This is a genomic window from Shinella sp. 838 (genome assembly GCF_029623935.1).
Taxonomy (GTDB): domain Bacteria; phylum Pseudomonadota; class Alphaproteobacteria; order Rhizobiales; family Rhizobiaceae; genus Shinella.
The window spans coordinates 82098-98766 of the sequence record NZ_JARSBQ010000001.1; the positions used below are offsets into that span (position 1 = coordinate 82098).

At 63.9% G+C, this 16669-nt stretch carries 14 protein-coding genes; 13 read left to right on the forward strand and 1 reads right to left on the reverse strand.

Features of this window, described 5'->3' with window-relative positions:
- Positions 1-9: 9 nt before the first annotated feature.
- The 11 genes from P9A16_RS00375 (at position 10) to apnL (ending at position 13239) form a co-directional block, all read left to right on the forward strand.
- Complete coding sequence (locus tag P9A16_RS00375) at positions 10-1050, forward strand: ABC transporter permease (protein WP_023517348.1); 1041 nt, start codon at positions 10-12, stop codon at positions 1048-1050.
- A gap of 117 nt (positions 1051-1167) precedes the next feature.
- Positions 1168-2115: a D-ribose ABC transporter substrate-binding protein gene (locus P9A16_RS00380; protein WP_024271312.1), complete on the forward strand. Its 948-nt coding sequence runs from the start codon at positions 1168-1170 to the stop codon at positions 2113-2115.
- 92 nt (positions 2116-2207) lie between these two features.
- Positions 2208-3062, forward strand: a complete 855-nt coding sequence (locus P9A16_RS00385; RefSeq protein WP_197032949.1) for a DeoR/GlpR family DNA-binding transcription regulator — start codon at positions 2208-2210, stop codon at positions 3060-3062.
- 66 nt (positions 3063-3128) lie between these two features.
- A complete protein-coding gene (locus tag P9A16_RS00390) occupies positions 3129-4829 on the forward strand; it encodes a dihydroxyacetone kinase family protein (RefSeq protein WP_023517390.1) in 1701 nt (566 codons plus the stop codon).
- 313 nt (positions 4830-5142) lie between these two features.
- Positions 5143-5970 carry a phosphogluconate dehydrogenase C-terminal domain-containing protein gene (locus P9A16_RS00395; RefSeq protein WP_023516209.1) on the forward strand — a complete coding sequence of 276 codons (828 nt, stop codon included), beginning with the start codon at positions 5143-5145 and terminating at the stop codon, positions 5968-5970.
- A gap of 104 nt (positions 5971-6074) precedes the next feature.
- Positions 6075-7016 carry a D-ribose ABC transporter substrate-binding protein gene (locus tag P9A16_RS00400; RefSeq protein ID WP_024271314.1) on the forward strand — a complete coding sequence of 314 codons (942 nt, stop codon included), beginning with the start codon at positions 6075-6077 and terminating at the stop codon, positions 7014-7016.
- 69 nt (positions 7017-7085) lie between these two features.
- A complete protein-coding gene (locus P9A16_RS00405; protein ID WP_023513987.1) occupies positions 7086-7724 on the forward strand; it encodes a DUF2291 family protein in 639 nt (212 codons plus the stop codon).
- Between the two features lies 1 nt (position 7725).
- Entirely contained in the window at positions 7726-9270 is a 1545-nt protein-coding gene (locus tag P9A16_RS00410; protein WP_023513986.1) for a sugar ABC transporter ATP-binding protein, read from the forward strand.
- Positions 9270-10337, forward strand: a complete 1068-nt coding sequence (locus P9A16_RS00415) for an ABC transporter permease (RefSeq protein ID WP_023513985.1) — start codon at positions 9270-9272, stop codon at positions 10335-10337. Before P9A16_RS00410 ends, P9A16_RS00415 begins: the two co-directional genes overlap by 1 nt.
- 2 nt (positions 10338-10339) lie before the next feature.
- Positions 10340-11374, forward strand: a complete 1035-nt coding sequence (locus tag P9A16_RS00420) for a Gfo/Idh/MocA family protein (RefSeq protein WP_023513984.1) — start codon at positions 10340-10342, stop codon at positions 11372-11374.
- Positions 11371-13239 (forward strand): D-apionate lactonase, encoded by a 1869-nt coding sequence (gene apnL, locus P9A16_RS00425; RefSeq protein ID WP_023513983.1) that lies wholly within the window; start codon positions 11371-11373, stop codon positions 13237-13239. Before P9A16_RS00420 ends, apnL begins: the two co-directional genes overlap by 4 nt.
- A gap of 3 nt (positions 13240-13242) precedes the next feature.
- Here the strand turns inward: apnL and P9A16_RS00430 are convergent, their stop codons facing one another.
- Entirely contained in the window at positions 13243-13959 is a 717-nt protein-coding gene (locus P9A16_RS00430; RefSeq protein WP_023513982.1) for a transcriptional regulator NanR, read from the reverse strand.
- Between the two features lie 142 nt (positions 13960-14101).
- Between P9A16_RS00430 and oiaX the strand changes: the two genes are divergently transcribed.
- A complete protein-coding gene (gene oiaX / locus P9A16_RS00435) occupies positions 14102-15358 on the forward strand; it encodes a 3-oxo-isoapionate-4-phosphate decarboxylase OiaX (RefSeq protein ID WP_050743664.1) in 1257 nt (418 codons plus the stop codon).
- A gap of 3 nt (positions 15359-15361) precedes the next feature.
- The gene (locus tag P9A16_RS00440) at positions 15362-16663 is read left to right on the forward strand and encodes a four-carbon acid sugar kinase family protein (protein WP_023513917.1); all 1302 of its coding nucleotides are present in this window, start codon (positions 15362-15364) and stop codon (positions 16661-16663) included.
- The last annotated feature ends 6 nt before the right edge of the window (positions 16664-16669 follow it).

Consider the following 16669-nt stretch of genomic DNA (forward strand, 5'->3'; position numbering starts at 1 on the left):
GCTGAAGCAATGTCAGTCACACCTGCAATCCAGACGAAGGCGGCGGCGAGCGGCGGCAAGCGCAAGAAGAGCTTTATCGAGCTCCTGTTCGAGGGCCGCGCCTTCTTCGCGCTCATTGCCATCATCGTCGTCTTCTCGTTGATGTCGCCGAACTATTTCACGGTCAGCAATTTCCTGATCATGGCCTCGCATGTCGCGATTTTCGGCCTGCTCGCCATCGGTATGCTGCTCGTCATCCTCAATGGCGGTATCGACCTTTCCGTCGGCTCGACGCTCGGGCTCGCCGGCGTTGTCGCGGGCTTCCTCATGCAGGGCGTGACGCTGCCGCAGCTCGGCATCATCCTCTATCCCTCGGTCTGGGTGGTGGTGGTGCTGACCTGCCTGCTCGGCGCCGTCGTCGGCGCGGTCAACGGCGTGCTGATCGCCTATCTGCGGGTGCCGGCCTTCGTTGCGACGCTCGGCGTGCTCTATGTCGCCCGCGGCATCGCGCTCCTGATGACCAACGGCCTCACCTACAACAATCTCGGCGGGCGCCCGGAACTCGGCAATACCGGCTTCGATTGGCTCGGCTTCAACCGTCTCGCCGGCGTGCCGATCGGCGTCATCGTGCTCCTCGTCTTCGCCGTCGTCTGCCACATCCTGCTTGCCCGCACGGCGTTCGGCCGCTGGCTCTATTCCTCCGGTGGCAACGAGCGTGCGGCGGAACTGTCGGGCGTGCCGGTCAAGCGCGTGAAAATCACCGTCTATGTGCTGTCGGGCGTCTGCGCGGCCGTTGCCGGCCTGGTGCTGTCCTCGCAGCTCACATCCGCAGGTCCGACGGCCGGCACGACCTACGAGCTGACGGCGATCGCCGCCGTCGTGATCGGCGGGGCGGCGCTGACGGGCGGTCGCGGCACGGTCATCGGCACCATGCTCGGCGCTTTCGTGATCGGCTTCCTGTCGGATGGTCTCGTGATCATCGGCGTCTCGGCCTACTGGCAGACGGTTTTCACCGGCGCCGTCATCGTCACCGCCGTTCTGTTGAACAGCATCAAATACGGTCGCCGCTAGGGAAAGCGGCGACTGACAGGAACTGACTGCGGCTGGGGGAGGCGGACCATCGAAGCCCCGGCAGTGGAAAGTATTGCCGAAAATCGGCGCAACCGGACTCAACAAGGGAGTGAGACCATGTTCAAAAAAGGAATGCGTGTACTTTTCGCTGCGACCGCCGCACTGCCGCTGCTGTTCAGCACGGCCTGGGCCGAAGGTCTGATCACCGTCATCGTCAACGATCCGTCCAATCCCTACTGGTTCACGGAAGGCGAAGTGGCGAAGAAGACGGCGGAAGGCCTCGGTTACACGGCCAATGTCGGCGCGCACAAGGGCGATACCAACACCGAGAGCAACCTGATCGACACGGCCATCACCAACAAGTCCGTCGCCATCATCCTCGACCCGGCAAACGCCGACGGTTCGGTTGGTGCGGTCAAGAAGGCGGTTGCCGCCGGCATCCCGGTCATCCTTGTCAATGCCGAGATCAACCAGGAAGGCCTCGCCAAGGCGCAGCTCGTTTCGAACAACGCCCAGGGCGCCGCCCTCGGCGCGCAGCAGTGGGTCGAAGCGGTCGGCGACAAGGGCAAGTATGTCGAACTCTTCGGTGCACCCTCCGACAACAACGCCGCAACCCGTTCGAACGGTTACGAAACCGTCCTGACGCAGTATCCGGATCTCGAAAAGTCCGGCAAGGAAGTCGCCGATTGGGATCGCACCAAGGGCCACGCCAAGATGCAGTCGCTGCTTCAGGCCAATCCCGACATCATCGGCGTGATCAGCGGCAATGACGAAATGGCCCTCGGCGCCATCGCGGCGCTCAAGGAAGCCGGCAAGCTGGAACAGGTGAAGGTCGGCGGCTTCGACGGCTCGCCGGATGCCGTCGCGGCCATCAAGGCGGGAGAGCTGCAGTACACCGTCCTCCAGCCGGTCGCCGTCTTCTCGGAAGCGGCCGTCAAGCAGGCTGACAACGTGATCAAGACCGGCTCCACCGGTGTCGATACCGAAAAGCAGCTCTTCGATTGCCTGCTGATCACCAAGGACAATGTCGACAAGTACACCGCTCCCTTCGTTCTGAGCGAGTAATCGACACGGGGGGGCGCCCGTCGCGGGCGCCCCTTTCCGCTTGGCATTTCCCTTGCCGCCCGAAACGAGATACGACACGCTATCCTCGAAGCATGGCAGGGCCTCCGGTGAACAAGAAAGTCGACGTCAAGGATTTGCTTTCGGAAGAGCTGCCGAGCGACAGCCGGCATGCGCGCCAGCTCGTGCGCCGCCAGATGATCGCCGAGACGGTCATCGCCGAAGGCTCCATCCGCATCGAAGACCTGACCGAACGCTTCGGCATCAGCCTGATGACGGCGCATCGCGACGTCGATGAACTCGTCAGCCGCGGCCTTTTCCGCAAGACGCGCGGCATCGTCTCTGCTGCGCCCACCAGCCTGATCGAATCCTCCGACGTCTACCGCGCGACGAAGCAGGCGAAGGAAAAGAAGGCGATCGCCAGGGCGGCGATGCGCTTCGTGGAGCCGGGCCAGGCGATATTCCTCGATGACGCCACCACCGTGCACGAGATGACCAACTTCCTGCCGGCCAAGGTGCCGCTGACGGTCATCACCAATTCGCTCGTGCTCATCAACGAATTGAAGGACGTCAACGACGTCAACCTGATCTGTCTCGGCGGCCAGTTCTACAATTGGTGCAACGCCTTCATGGGCCACATCACCACCAACGAGATCCGCCGCCTGCGGGCCGATACGGTGTTCATGTCGCTCTCGGCCATCGTCGGTGATGCGGTCTATCACCAGTCGCCAGAGACGGTGGAAACAAAACGGGCGATGTTCGAAAGCTCCGCCAAGCGGGTGCTTCTTGCAGATCACACCAAGTTCGAGCGGCGCGCGCTGCACCACTTCGCAACGCTTCAGGAATTCGATGCCGTCGTTGTCGACGAGGACATTCCGATCTCGCATCTGTCGCGCATGCGCTCGGCGGGCATCAACGTCATCGTGGCGGATGCCGAGCGCGCTGCCTGAGACCTCTTTCTTCTCTCCGGTCGATGTTGCATCCTCGCGGCCTGATTGCCCGCGGAGAGAAAACCCATGACAAAAATTGTCGATGATCCGGAACGGTTTGCGTCTTCGGCGCTGGCGGGCTTTTCAAGGGTCTATAGGCGATATGTCCGGCTGGTGAAGGGCGGCGTGGTTCGCGCCACGGCCGTGCCGCGCGAAAAAGTCTCCGTTATCGTCGGGGGTGGATCGGGGCACTATCCGGCCTTTGCCGGTTATGTCGGGCCGGGCATGGCGGATGCGGCGGTGGCGGGCGAGATTTTCGCCTCCCCCTCGACGGCGGCGGTCGCCCGCGTCTGCCGCAATGCCAACCATGGCGGCGGCATTCTGCTCGGCTTCGGCAATTATGCCGGCGACGTCCTGAATTTCGGCGTGGCGGCAGAGCGGTTAAGGGCTGAGGGCATCGACGTGCGCATCGTCACCGTGACGGATGACGTGGCGAGTGCACCGGCGGACCGGCATCTGCAACGGCGCGGCATCGCCGGGGATTTCCTCGTCTTCAAGGTGGCGGGCGCGGCAGCGGAGGCGGGGCTTTCCCTCGACGAGGTCGAGCGCGTGACGCGGCTTGCCAATGCCCGCACTTTCTCCTTTGGCGTCGCCTTCGGCGGTTGCACGCTGCCGGGCGCGACGGAGCCGCTCTTCACCGTGCCCAAGGGCATGATGGCGCTCGGCCTCGGCATCCATGGCGAGCCGGGTATCCGTGACGCGAAGATCGTGCCGGCGGGCGATCTTGCAACCTTGCTGGTGGAGACCGTGCTCGCCGAGCGCCCGGCGGGCGCGCGTCGCGCCGCCGTGCTGCTCAACGGCCTCGGCGCGACCAAATACGAGGAGCTGTTCGTGCTCTGGGGCGCGGTGGAGAGCCGGCTTCAGGCGGCCGGTGTCGAGCTTGTCGCGCCGGAGGCCGGCGAATATGTCACCAGCCTCGATATGCAGGGATGTTCGCTGACGGTGATGTGGCTCGACGCGGAGCTGGAGCGTTTCTGGCTCGCCCCCTGCGATACGCCGGTCTTCCGCCGCGGCGCGGGGTTCGAGACGCAGCCGGCCGACTTTGCGGAAAATGCCGAGGACGCGGGGCCGACCTTCGGGCCGGCCTCCGGCACCGCGCGGGAGAGCGCCCGCTGCCTCGCCGGTCTCCTCGATGCCATGGTGGCGGCTCTGACGGAGGCGGAGGCCGAGCTTGGGCGCATCGATGCCTTTGCCGGCGACGGCGACCACGGCCAGGGCATGCGCCGCGGCGCGACTGCGGCCCGCGACGCCCTCCATCAGGCCGTGGCGGATGGTGCCGGTGCGAAAAGCGCGCTTGCCGCGGCCGGCGATGCCTGGGCGGATCGGGCCGGCGGAACCTCCGGCGCCATCTGGGGCCTGCTGCTACGCTCCTGGGGCTCGGCTTTTTCCGACGAGGCGGCCTTGCAGGATGCGGATATCGCGCGCGGCGCCCGCCTCGCGCTGGAGGACGTGATGCGCCTCGGCGGGGCGAAGCCGGGCGACAAGACCCTTGTCGATGCCTTCGTCCCCTTCGTCGCGGCGCTCGAAACGGCGAAAGCGGATGGCCTTTCGCGGAAAGAGGCCTGGCAGAAGGCCGCCGTTACTTGCGCGGAGGCGGCTGAGGCCACCGCGCCGCTGTCGCCGCGGCTCGGGCGCGCACGCCCGCTCGCCGCGCGCAGCATCGGCCATCCGGATGCCGGTGCGGTGTCGCTGGCGTTGATCGCAAGGACGATCGCCGGCCGCCTCTGACAGCTTTTCTTTGGATCGGAAGCGGTCTGCGTCCCATCGCTGTGTGATTTTGAGCCGAACGTCGTGTGACGTTCGGCTTTTTCGCGTGTCCGGCTTCGTCAAGAACCAGCGGTTTTTCAAATGGTTGGAATGGGGCGCCGTTCTCCGTCACCCTCAAGGCACGATGTTATGTTCATCGTGCGATCACATATTCTAAGATATAGTTGTTGACATGTTATACCAGTTGGGAAATATAGGTTCACGCCGGACGCCCGGTGGAGGAAATTCCGGCTGGGCCCCAAATGTCCGGCCGCTGCATTCAGGGAGGTCTTCGATGACATCGATCGCGTTGTTCGGCGCCGGTGGCAAAATGGGCTATCGGCTCGCCAAGAATCTCAAGGGTTCGCGCTTCGATGTCCGTCATATCGAGGTGAGCGAGGCCGGAAAGGCGCGCCTTTCCGATGAGCTGGGCCTCGCCTGCGTTTCCGCCGACGAAGGTCTCGATGGTGCCGACGTCGTCATCCTCGCGGTTCCGGATACGGCGATCGGCAAGGTCGCAGCCGGCATCGCCGACAAGCTGAAGCCGGGCACGATGGTCGTCGCGCTCGATGCCGCCGCCCCCTTCGCCGGCCATCTGCCGGATCGTGCGGACCTTACCTATTTCGTCACGCATCCCTGCCATCCGCCGATCTTCAACGACGAGACGGATCCGGCCGCCAAGCGCGATTTCTTCGGCGGCATCGCCGCCAAGCAGCACATCGTTTCCGCCCTGATGCAGGGGCCGGAGGAAGCGTATTCGCTCGGTGAGGAGATCGCGAAGGTTATCTGGGCGCCGGTCATGCGCTCGCACCGCGTCACCGTCGAGCAGATGGCGCTGCTGGAGCCAGGGCTTTCCGAGACCGTTTGCGCGTCGTTGCTCGTCGTCATGCGGGAAGCCATGGACGAATGCGTCAGGCGGGGCGTTGCCAAGGAGGCCGCCCGCGACTTCCTGCTCGGCCATATGAACGTGCTCGGCGCGGTCATCTTCGAAGAGACGCCCGGCGTCTTTTCCGACGCCTGCAACAAGGCGATCGAGTTCGGCAAGCCCGTGCTGATGAAGGACGACTGGAAGCGCGTGTTCGAGCCCGAGGAAATCGCGGCCAGCATCCATCGCATCACCTGATATCCGGCGGGTTCGCCCGCCGATCAAGCGACTTGCACCGGGGCGGCCCTTTTCAATGGAGGAATGGCCGCTGGAGAGACCGGTGCCTAACCGGGAGGAAAAATATGAACATTACCCGTAGACTGATCACCGTCGGTTTCGCCGCTGTCATGGCCGCCGGCGTCGCCATGCCATCCTTTGCGGCGGATCTCATCGCCATCATCACGCCGAGCCACGACAATCCGTTCTTCAAGGCGGAAGCCGTCGGTGCCGAGGCGAAGGCCAAGGAACTCGGCTACGAGACGCTGGTCCTCGTGCACGATGACGACGCCAACAAGCAGTCGCAGCTCATCGACACCGCGATCGGCCGCGGCGCGAAGGCGATCATCCTCGACAATGCCGGCTCGGAAGCCTCGATCGCCGCCGTGCAGAAGGCGAAGGATGCGGGCGTTCCCTCCTTCCTGATCGACCGCGAAATCAACGCCACCGGCGTTGCCGTCTCGCAGATCGTCTCGAACAACTATCAGGGCGCGCAGCTCGGCGCGGAAGAATTCGTCAAGCTGATGGGCGAGAAGGGCAATTATGTCGAGCTGCTCGGCCGCGAAGCCGATCTCAATGCCGGCATTCGCTCCAAGGGCTATCACGACGTCATCGACGAATACCCCGACATGAAGATGGTCGCCCAGCAGTCGGCCAACTGGAGCCAGACCGAAGGCTACTCCAAGATGGAGACGATCCTTCAGGCCAACCCGGACATCCAGGGCGTGATCGCCGGCAATGACACGATGGCCATGGGCGCGATCGCGGCGCTTCAGGCGGCCGGCCGCAAGGACGTCATCGTCGTCGGCTTCGACGGTTCGAACGACGTGCGCGACTCGATCAAGGCGGGCGGTATCAAGGCGACCGTCATGCAGCCGGCCTATGCCCAGGCCCAGCTCGCCGTCACCCAGGCGCATGAATACATCACGACCGGCAAGGCGCCGGCCGAGGAAAAGCAGCTCATGGACTGCGTGCTGATCACTGCTGACAACGCCGGCAAGCTCGAAACCTTCGCGCTCGCGGAATAATCCTCCCCCGCGACGGTGCGAGGCGGGGTACGGTCCCGCCTCGCATTTCATTCATGACGGAGAATGGGAATGCTGAGGTTTCAGGCTGCCTTTCCGGTTCTGCTGGCCGGCGCGCTGGCGCTTGGCGGCTGCAAGCTCGTCAAGACGGAAGATGAGCAGAAGCAGGCGGCGGCCGGGGCCTTCAATCCGGACAAGCTGGTCGCCGATATCTGGGACGCCAAGGTCGTGCCCTATCTCGACGAGCGTGCCGGTGCATTTCAGGAGGTTTCCGCTCTCGCGGCAAGCGACCTGAATGCGGCCGCGGAAAAATACGGTCACAAGGAAAAGCAGGGCAATGCGCCCTGGACGCTCGCGGCCAAGGTCGACGGGGTGATCGTTGCTGAAGAAACGAAATCGCGTGCAGCCTATGTCGATGTGGACGTCGACGGCGACCAGAAGGCGGATGTGCGTGTCTCGATCGGCCCGGCCATCCGCGGCACGGCGATCCGTGACAGCCTGAAATTCGTGAACTTCAACGAGTTTAAGAACCAGATCGAGTGGGCGCAGTACGGCAAGTCGTTCAACACGCATGTGAACGGCCTGTTGCTGGAAAAGCTGCCCCGCGAAGGCCTGACCGGCAAGACGATCAAGGCGACGGGCGCCTATCCGCTGCCGGCCAAGGGGCAGTTGCCGCAATTCGTGCCCGTTGCGATCACCGTCGGAGGCTGAGATGAACGGCATCGACGACGGCGACGTCATTCTCGAATTGAAGGACATCACGAAGGCCTATTCCGGCATCGTGGCGCTGAAGAAGGCGGACCTGAAGCTCAGGCGCGGCGCGGTCAATGTGCTCGTCGGCGAAAACGGCGCCGGCAAGTCGACGATGATGCGCATCATCGCCGGCGTCGAGCGGCCGACCCTCGGCGAGATCTGGATGGACGGCGAGCGCATTCATCTGAACAGCCCCGCCGATGCGGTGCGCCACGGTATCGGCATCGTCTTCCAGGAGCTGAACCTCTTCGGCAACCTCTCCGTTGCCGAAAACATCTTTGCGACGCGCGAGATCACACGCGGCCTTCGCGGCATCGACCACAAGGCGCAGGTCGAAAAGGCGAACGAATTCCTCAACCGCCTGGAAGCCGGCATTTCCGCCGACACGCTGGCGGAAGACCTGCCGATCGGCCAGCAGCAGCTCGTCGAGATCGCCCGTGCCGTCTCGCTCGACACGCGCATCCTCATCATGGACGAACCGACGTCCGCCCTCAGTGCCGCGGAAGTCGATGTGCTTTTCCGCGTCATCGCCGACCTCAAGGCGCGCGGCGTCGCCATCGTCTATATCTCGCACCGGCTGGAAGAGCTGATGCGCATCGGAGACTACATCACCGTCTTGAAGGACGGCCAGATTACCGGTCACGCCATGGTCAAGGACATCGACACGCGCTGGATCGTGCGCTCGATGATCGGCTCGGACGCCAAGGATTTTGCCAAGCAGGTCGATCACGAGCCGGGCGCTGAAGTGTTTCGCACCGAAGACATCTGCCTGCCGCGCGCGCAGGGTGGTTATGCCGTCGATCATGTCTCGATCGGCGTGCGCAAGGGCGAAATCCTCGGCATCTATGGCTTGATGGGCGCCGGGCGCTCGGAGCTTTTCGAGTGCATCATGGGCCGGCACGAGCACTATACGGGAAAAATCTTCGTCGAGGGCGAGGAGCTGAAGGGGCGCGATACGACCCGGCGCATCCGCGAGGGCCTGGCGTTGATCCCGGAGGACCGCCAGCGCGAGGGGCTTGTGCAGTCCATGTCGATTGCCGACAATCTTTCCATGGCAAGCCTCGGCCAGTTCCTGAAGGGCGGCTTCCATATCGATCTGAAGCTTGAGAAGAAGGCGATCCTTGAGGCGATCCGTAGCCTTTCGATCAAGGCGAAAAACCCCGAATTCGACGTTACCTCGATGTCCGGCGGCAACCAGCAAAAGGTCGTCATCGGCAAGGCGCTGATGACCGGGCCGAAGGTGCTTTTGATGGACGAGCCCAGCCGCGGCATCGATGTCGGGGCCAAGGCAGACGTCTTCCGCACCATGCGGCGGCTGGCGGGCGAGGGGCTCGCCATCCTCTTCTCCACCTCCGACCTCGAAGAGGTCGTGGCGCTGTCCGACCGTATCGCCGTGATGAGCAACGGCCGGCTGGTGACCGTGGTGGATCGAAAGGACGCCACCGAGGAGATGATCGTTTCGGCCTCCGCGGAGGGACATAAAACCAAAAGGATGCACGCGTGATGACGACAGCAACGCAAACTGCCGCCGCCGGCAACCACCTTTCCACGGGCGCTGCCCTGCTCACGATCATGAAGCTGAGGACCTTCATCGCGCTCTTCGCGGTGATCATCTTCTTCTCGATCTTCGCGCCGAACTTTTTGTCGACTGCGAACATGATCCTGATGTCGAAACACGCGACGCAGAACGCGTTCCTTGCCATCGGCATGACCTTCGTCATCATCACCGGCGGCATCGACCTTTCGGTCGGCTCGATCGTCGGCCTATGCGGCATGATCGCCGGCGGGCTCATCATGTATGGTGTGGCGCTGCCGCTCGGCTATACGGTCTATTTCAACGTCGTCGAGGTCGCTATTATCGTCATGGCGGTCGGCATCCTGATCGGTGCGATCAACGGCCTGCTCATCACCCGCCTCAACGTCGCGCCCTTCATCGCGACGCTCGGCACGCTTTATGTGGCGCGCGGCATGGCGCTGCTTTATTCCGATGGCCAGACGCTGCCCAATCTCACGGGCCGCGAAGACCTCGGCAACCAGGGCTTTTCCTATCTAGGCTCCGGCTCGATCCTCGGTCTTCCGGTTTCCGTCTGGATCCTGATCGTCGTCGCGCTGGGGGCCGCCTATTTCGCCCGCTTCGTGCCCCTTGGCCGGCATATCTTCGCGGTCGGCGGCAATGAACGCGCCTCCCGCATGTCCGGTATCCGCGTCAACCGCGTCAAGATGTTCGTCTACATGTTCTCCGGCTTCTGCGCGGCGATCGTCGGCCTCATCATCTCCTCCGAACTGATGGCCTCGCACCCGGCGACCGGCACCAATTTGGAGCTCAACGCCATTGCGGCGGCCGTTCTCGGTGGTACATCCATGTCGGGCGGGCGCGGCACGATCGGCGGCACGATCATCGGCGCCTTCGTGATCGGCATTCTCTCGGATGGGTTGGTGATGATGGGTGTCAGTTCCTTCTGGCAGATGGTGATCAAGGGGCTTGTGATCATCGTGGCCGTCGTCGTGGACCAGGCGCAGCGCCGGCTCCAGCAGCGCGTCACCCTGATGCAGATGGCAAAGGCGGGTTGAGCATGGCGCGGTTCAAGGGTGCGTTGATCGGTTGCGGATTCTTCGCCGTCAACCAGATGCATGGCTGGCGGGACTTGGCCGATGTGGAGATCGTGGCCATCTGCGACCGTGACCCGGAGCGGCTGCGCATCGTCGGCGACGAGTTCCGCGTTGAAAGGCGTTATCAGTCGGCGGGAGCGATGTTTGCCGATGGCGGCTTTGATTTCGTTGATATCGCCACGACGGTCGGCAGCCATCGTGCACTGGTCGAGCTTGCTGCAAGCCACTCGATCCCGGCGATCTGCCAGAAACCGTTCGCGCCGACGCTTGAGGATGCCAAGGCCATGGTCGCCGCTGTGCAGACGGCCGGCATCCCCCTGATGATCCACGAGAATTTTCGCTGGCAGACGCCTATCTTAGCCGTAAAGGCGGTGCTCGACAGTGGCGCGATCGGTGATCCCTTCTGGGGTCGCGTCTCCTTCCGTTCCGGCTTCGACGTGTTCTCCGGCCAGCCCTATCTCGCGAAGGGCAATCGCTTCATCATCGAGGACCTCGGCATCCACTCGCTCGACATCGCCCGCTTCCTCTTCGGCGATGCCAGCCGCATGACCGCCCGCATCCGCCGCATCAACCCTGATATCGCTGGCGAGGACGTGGCGACGATGTTGCTCGACCACGACAACGGCGTCACCTCGGTTGTCGACGTCAGCTATGCGACGAAGCTGCCGCAGGAACCCTTTCCGGAAACCTTCGTCGAGATCGACGGCAGCAAGGGCACGCTGCGGCTCGGCAAGGACTACAAGCTCACCGTTCATGGTCCAGATGGCACGACGGAAACGGTCGTCGCGCCGAACCTGCTGCCCTGGGCCTCGCGGCCCTGGCACAATATCCAGGAGAGTGTTGCGCTCATCCAGAAACACTGGCTCGAGCGGCTGGCGACGGGACAGGAACCGGACACCTCCGGCCACGACAACCTGAAAACCTTTGCCTTGGTGGAGGCTGCCTATCTCAGTGCCGAGCGCGGCGAGACCGTCGCGCTGGGAGATCTTTTGGGATGAGCGGGGACCTGCTCCGGCTCTACGGCACAAGCGAGCGCGAGCCGGAAAGCCGAACGCTTTCGGTCGGCGACCTGAGTGTGGGCCTTCAAGACGGCAACCTGCGCACACTGCGGTTTCGTGGCCATGAGGTACTGCGCGCCATTGCCTTCCTTGTGCGCGACAGGGATTGGGGCACCTGCGGTGCCGCCATCGCCAATCTTGCGCTCGAAGAAACGGCAACGGGTTTTTCCGTTCGCTATGATGCCCGTTTCAGCGCGCCTTCCGGCGCCAACCTCGACTGCGCCATCACGATCACCGGCAACGCCGAAAGCGTGACCTTCTCTGCCGATTGCGTCAGCGATGCGGATTTTGAAACTGCGCGTGCGGGCTTCGTCGTGCTGCATCCGGTTGTCGGTGTTGCGGGCGAACCGGTCGAGGTGCAGCACAGTGACGGCAGCGTCGAACAGGCGCGCTGGCCGGACCGGATAGAGCCCTGGCAGCCCTTCAAGGATATCGCCGCCATTACCCATCACGTTGCCCCCGGTATCGCGGCAACGACGGAATTCCTGGGCGATGTCTTCGAGATGGAGGACCAGCGCAACTGGACCGACGGCTCCTACAAAACCTATATGCGGCCGCTGGCGCTGCCCTGGCCTTATCGCGTGCCGAAGAGCAAACCGTTCAGCCAGCGGGTTTCTGTTGCGATCGAGGCGGATGGGGAGACGGCGCCCGCGGCCGGTGCCGGGGATGCCGTTTCGCTGCTGATGGTGCCGACGACACACCGGCTTCCCGAGATCGGCGTCGGACTGAGGCCGGAATGCCTTGCTGGCGAGCGGGCCGCACTCGATGCCTTGAGCGTTGTGGGCGCCCGGCATTTGATCGCTCATTTCGATCCTGCCGCCGGTCATGGCATCGAAGCGCTGGCTGGCTATGCTGAGATCGCAGCACGGTCCGGCTTGAAGGTGACGCTGGAATTTGCCGTGCCGTGCCAACGTCCGCTCGATGATGAAATGTCTGATATCGCGTCACTCGTCGGTAAGGCAGGGCTGGTGCTCGATACGCTGTTCGTCTGTCCTGCGGTGGACCGGCAGTCGACGCCGCCCGGCAGCGCCTGGCCGGAGTGTCCGCCGCTGGAGGCGGTTTATGCCGCGGGGCGGGCAGCCTTTCCGGGCGTGCGGCTCGGTGGCGGCATGATGAGTTATTTCACCGAGCTCAACCGTAAGCGTGTGCCGGGCGCGTTGCTGGATTATGTCAGTCATTGCACCAATCCGATCGTGCACGCGGCCGATGACCTCTCGGTCATGCAGACCTTCGAGGCGCTGCGTTTTGTAACGCGTTCGGTTCGCACGCTCTACGGCGACAAGCCGTACCGTATCGGCCCTTCGACAATCGCCATGCGGCAGAATCCCTATGGCAGCGCGACGAAGGCCAATCCAGCGGGCGGCCGCATTCCGATGGCCAATGTGGATCTTCGCCACAACGGGGCGTTCGGTGCAGCCTGGACGCTGGCCTATGCCGCTACGGTTGCCTCGGCCGGGCTTGAAGTCCTGACGCTGTCGACGCTGGCGGGGCCGTTCGGGCTTGTGGCAAGCGAGGGGGAGGCAACGCCCGAAGGGGCGCTTCGGCCGCTCGCCCATGTGCTGGCGCGGCTCGGCAGCCTTTCGGGTGCGGCGCTGGTCGCCGTCGAGACGTCCCGCCCGGATGCGGTGCTGGGCCTTGCTGCGGAAAGCCGGTTGTTTTTGGCGAACATCACGCGGGAAGCGCAGGTTGTGGTTCTTCCGGCAATGCCGCGCACGGTTTCGCTGATCGGTGGCGGCGGCGTGGAGATGCCGGCGGCCCAAAGGATCAGCCTGCCGCCCTACGGCACGGTCGAGGTCCTGCTGTGAACCTTATTTCTGCCCCTTGAGCGCATAGAGCGCGCGGGAGCGTTCGAGGTGCTTGATCATCGCCTTTTCGGAAAGGTCGGCGTCACCCTTCTCGATGGCGCGGATGATTTCCTCGTGTTCGGCCAGCGTGAAATTCTCGCGGCCCGTCCAGATGAGCATTTCCGTATGATAGGACTTCAACCATCCCAGCATCGCACCGCTGACGGCCGCGAAGATCGGATTGCCGGAGATCCGCGCAATGCATTGGTGGAACTCCATGTCCGCTTCGATGAAGGCATCCGCATCGCCGAGGCTTTGTTTCTGCGTGTCGAGCAGGGCGCGCAGTTCGGCAATCTGGGTGGGGCTCGCCTTGGTGGCGGCCTCGCGGATCATGCCGCGCTCGAAGAAGATGCGGGCGCTTTTCAGATGCTCCAGCGTGTCGGAGGAGCCGGAGAGCATGAGTTTTGCCGGCAGGTCGACCTGGCGGATGATGGATTCGGCGGTGATGCGCAGCACCTTGGCGCGCTCGCCCTGCGAAATCTCCACCAGCCCCTTGCCGGCGAGCGCCTGCATCGCCTCGCGGATGGCCGGGCGGCCGACACCGTAGCGCTCCATCAGCTCGCGTTCGGAGGGCATGTCGTCGCCGGCTTTCAGTTCGCCGGTCTCGATCATGTGCTTCAGCCGGGCGAAGACTTCGTCGGAGAGTTTCTTGCGGACGATCGGTTCGGAAACGACGTTCATGGGGCACCTGGTTTCGACAGGTTTGAATATGCATCAAGTTTCATTGCCGCAACAGCTTTCACGAGAAAGTCGGCTTGCAATAACATAAATACTCATTATACCAGTTGATGGATTTTCACAAGCGCGTGCGGGAGGAGAAAACGTGATCCGTCTGACCTATCGGATAGAGACGGCGGGTTCGCCCGAGGCCATGGCGGCGAAGATCGCCAGCGACCAGTCGACCGGCACCTTCGTGGCCCTTCCCGGGGAGACGGAGGAGCTGAAGGCCCGTGTTGCAGCGCGCGTTGCTGCCATTCGCCCCCTGCCGCCCGCCGAGCGGGCCTCCTTTCCGGATGAAGCCGTTGGGGCGCACCTCTTTCATCGGGCGGATGTCGATATCGATTTTCCGCTGGATGCTGTCGGGACCGATCTTTCGGCGCTGATGACCATCGCGATCGGCGGTGTGTTCTCCATCAAGGGTATGACGGGCATCCGCGTCGTCGGCATGAAGCTGCCGCCGGAGTTCGCTGACGCGCATCCCGGCCCGCAATTTGGCGTTTCCGGAAGCTTCGCGCTGACGGGTGTGAAAGACAGGCCGATCATCGGCACCATCGTCAAGCCGGCACTCGGCCTTCGGCCGCACGAGACGGCCGAGATGGTCGGAGAGTTGATCGCTGCGGGCGTCGACTTCATCAAGGACGACGAGAAGCTGATGAGCCCGGCCTATTCGCCGCTGAAGGACCGCGTGGCGACGATCATGCCGAGGATCCTCGACCACGAGCAGAAGACCGGCAAGAAGGTCATGTATGCGTTCGGCATCAGCCACGCCGATCCCGACGAGATGATGCGCAACCATGATCTGGTACTGGCAGCCGGCGGCAACTGCGCGGTCGTCAACATCAACTCCATCGGCTTCGGCGGCCTTTCCTTTCTGCGCAAGCGCTCGGGTCTCGTGCTGCATGCCCACCGCAACGGGTGGGATATCCTGACCCGCCATGCCGGTCTCGGCTTCGAGTTTTCCGTCTGGCAGCAGTTCTGGCGGCTGCTCGGTGTCGACCAGTTCCAGATCAACGGCATCCGCGTGAAATACTGGGAGCCCGACGAGAGTTTCGTGCGCTCCTACAAGGCCGTCAGCACGCCGCTGTTTTCGACGAAGGACGTGGCGCTCCCGGTCATCGGCTCCGGCCAGTGGGGCGGGCAGGCGCCGGAAACGATCGCGGCGACGCAGGGTTCGACGGATTTGCTGTACTTGTGCGGCGGTGGCATCGTCAGTCATCCGGGCGGGCCGGGGGCGGGCGTCAAGGCCATACGGCAGGCCTGGGAAGCGGCCGTCGCGGGCGTGCCGCTCGAAGCCTATGCGAAGGACCATGCGGAACTTGCGCAGTCCATCGAAAAGTTTGCCGATGGCAAGGGAGCCTAGACGATGACGCGTCCCCTGATCAGCTACTACGGCGACGATTTCACCGGCTCGACGGACGTCATGGAGGCCCTCGCGTCCAATGGCGTGGAGACCGTGCTTTTCCTCGATGTGCCGGATGCGGACCTCCTGTCGCGGTTTGCCGGTGCGCGGGCCTTCGGCCTGGCGGGCACCAGCCGCAGCGAGACACCGGGCTGGATGGACGTGCATCTTCGTGCGGCCTTCGGCTGGCTGAAGACGCTCGATGCCGAGCTTTGCCACTACAAGATCTGCTCGACCTTCGATTCCGCCCCCCATGTCGGCAACATCGGCCGTGCAATAGAGATCGGCCGTGCCGTCTTCGGCGAGGCGACGGTGCCGCTCATCGTCGGTGCGCCGCAGATCCGGCGCTACACGGCCTTTGGCGACCTTTTTGCGGCCTATCAGGGGCGTAACTACCGCATCGATCGCCATCCGGTCATGGCACGTCACCCGGTGACGCCGATGAACGAGGCCAATCTCCTGTTGCATCTCTCGCGGCAGACGACGCTCTCCTCCACCCTCATCGACATGGTTGCGCTGCTGGCCGATCAGCAGCCGGAAAACGCCGATATCCTTCTCGTCGACGTGCTCGATGCGGCGACGCAGGTTGCGGCCGGTGCCCTGCTCTGGAACCGGCTGCGGGAGAGGAGCCGCTTTGTCTGCGGCTCCTCCGGTCTGGAATACGCCCTGATCCCGACATGGCGGGACCAGGGCCTGGTCGGCGAGAAGCCCGCCTTTCCCGCAGCCGGGCCGGTGGATCGCATCGCTGTCGTTTCGGGCAGCGTCTCGCCCACCACCGAACGGCAGATCCGCCATGCGCTGGAAAACGGCTTTGGTGGCGTCACGCTCGATCCGCTTGTGCTGTCGGGCGAGAACAACGCGACGGCGGTTGCTGCGGCCGTCGAGGCTGGTCTCAGGATCTTGCAGGAAGGGCGCAGCGTCGTGCTCTATACCGCGCTCGGGCCTGCGGCGGACCGCGGCGGTGAACTCGATTCTGCGGCAGGCGCCCGTCATCGTCTCGGGCGTGCCTTGGGGCGTATCCAGTCGGAGATCGTCGCACGTGCCGGTCTTGTTCGCGCGGTCGTCGCCGGTGGCGACACATCAAGCCATGCGCTTGGTGAAATGGGGATCGCGGCACTCACGCTGAAAATGCCCTTGCCGCAGACGCCGGGTTCGCCGCTCTGCATTGCCCATGGCGGGGCGGCGGATGGCCTCGAGATCGCGCTGAAGGGCGGGCAGGTTGGCGGCGACGACTATTTCTCGATGATCCGCGCCGGCCGGGCCTGAGCGGTT

Bases quoted from the DNA above. Each gene is read 5' to 3' on its own strand.
- P9A16_RS00440 (WP_023513917.1), top strand. From the start codon at position 15,362: ATGACGCGTCCCCTGATCAGCTACTACGGCGACGATTTCACCGGCTCG.
- P9A16_RS00375 (WP_023517348.1), top strand. From the start codon at position 10: ATGTCAGTCACACCTGCAATCCAGACGAAGGCGGCGGCGAGCGGCGGC.
- P9A16_RS00420 (WP_023513984.1), top strand. From the start codon at position 10,340: ATGGCGCGGTTCAAGGGTGCGTTGATCGGTTGCGGATTCTTCGCCGTC.
- P9A16_RS00390 (WP_023517390.1), top strand. From the start codon at position 3,129: ATGACAAAAATTGTCGATGATCCGGAACGGTTTGCGTCTTCGGCGCTG.
- P9A16_RS00395 (WP_023516209.1), top strand. From the start codon at position 5,143: ATGACATCGATCGCGTTGTTCGGCGCCGGTGGCAAAATGGGCTATCGG.
- apnL (WP_023513983.1), top strand. From the start codon at position 11,371: ATGAGCGGGGACCTGCTCCGGCTCTACGGCACAAGCGAGCGCGAGCCG.
- P9A16_RS00400 (WP_024271314.1), top strand. From the start codon at position 6,075: ATGAACATTACCCGTAGACTGATCACCGTCGGTTTCGCCGCTGTCATG.
- P9A16_RS00410 (WP_023513986.1), top strand. From the start codon at position 7,726: ATGAACGGCATCGACGACGGCGACGTCATTCTCGAATTGAAGGACATC.
- P9A16_RS00385 (WP_197032949.1), top strand. From the start codon at position 2,208: ATGGCAGGGCCTCCGGTGAACAAGAAAGTCGACGTCAAGGATTTGCTT.
- P9A16_RS00405 (WP_023513987.1), top strand. From the start codon at position 7,086: ATGCTGAGGTTTCAGGCTGCCTTTCCGGTTCTGCTGGCCGGCGCGCTG.
- P9A16_RS00415 (WP_023513985.1), top strand. From the start codon at position 9,270: ATGACGACAGCAACGCAAACTGCCGCCGCCGGCAACCACCTTTCCACG.
- P9A16_RS00380 (WP_024271312.1), top strand. From the start codon at position 1,168: ATGTTCAAAAAAGGAATGCGTGTACTTTTCGCTGCGACCGCCGCACTG.
- P9A16_RS00430 (WP_023513982.1), bottom strand. From the start codon at position 13,959: ATGAACGTCGTTTCCGAACCGATCGTCCGCAAGAAACTCTCCGACGAA.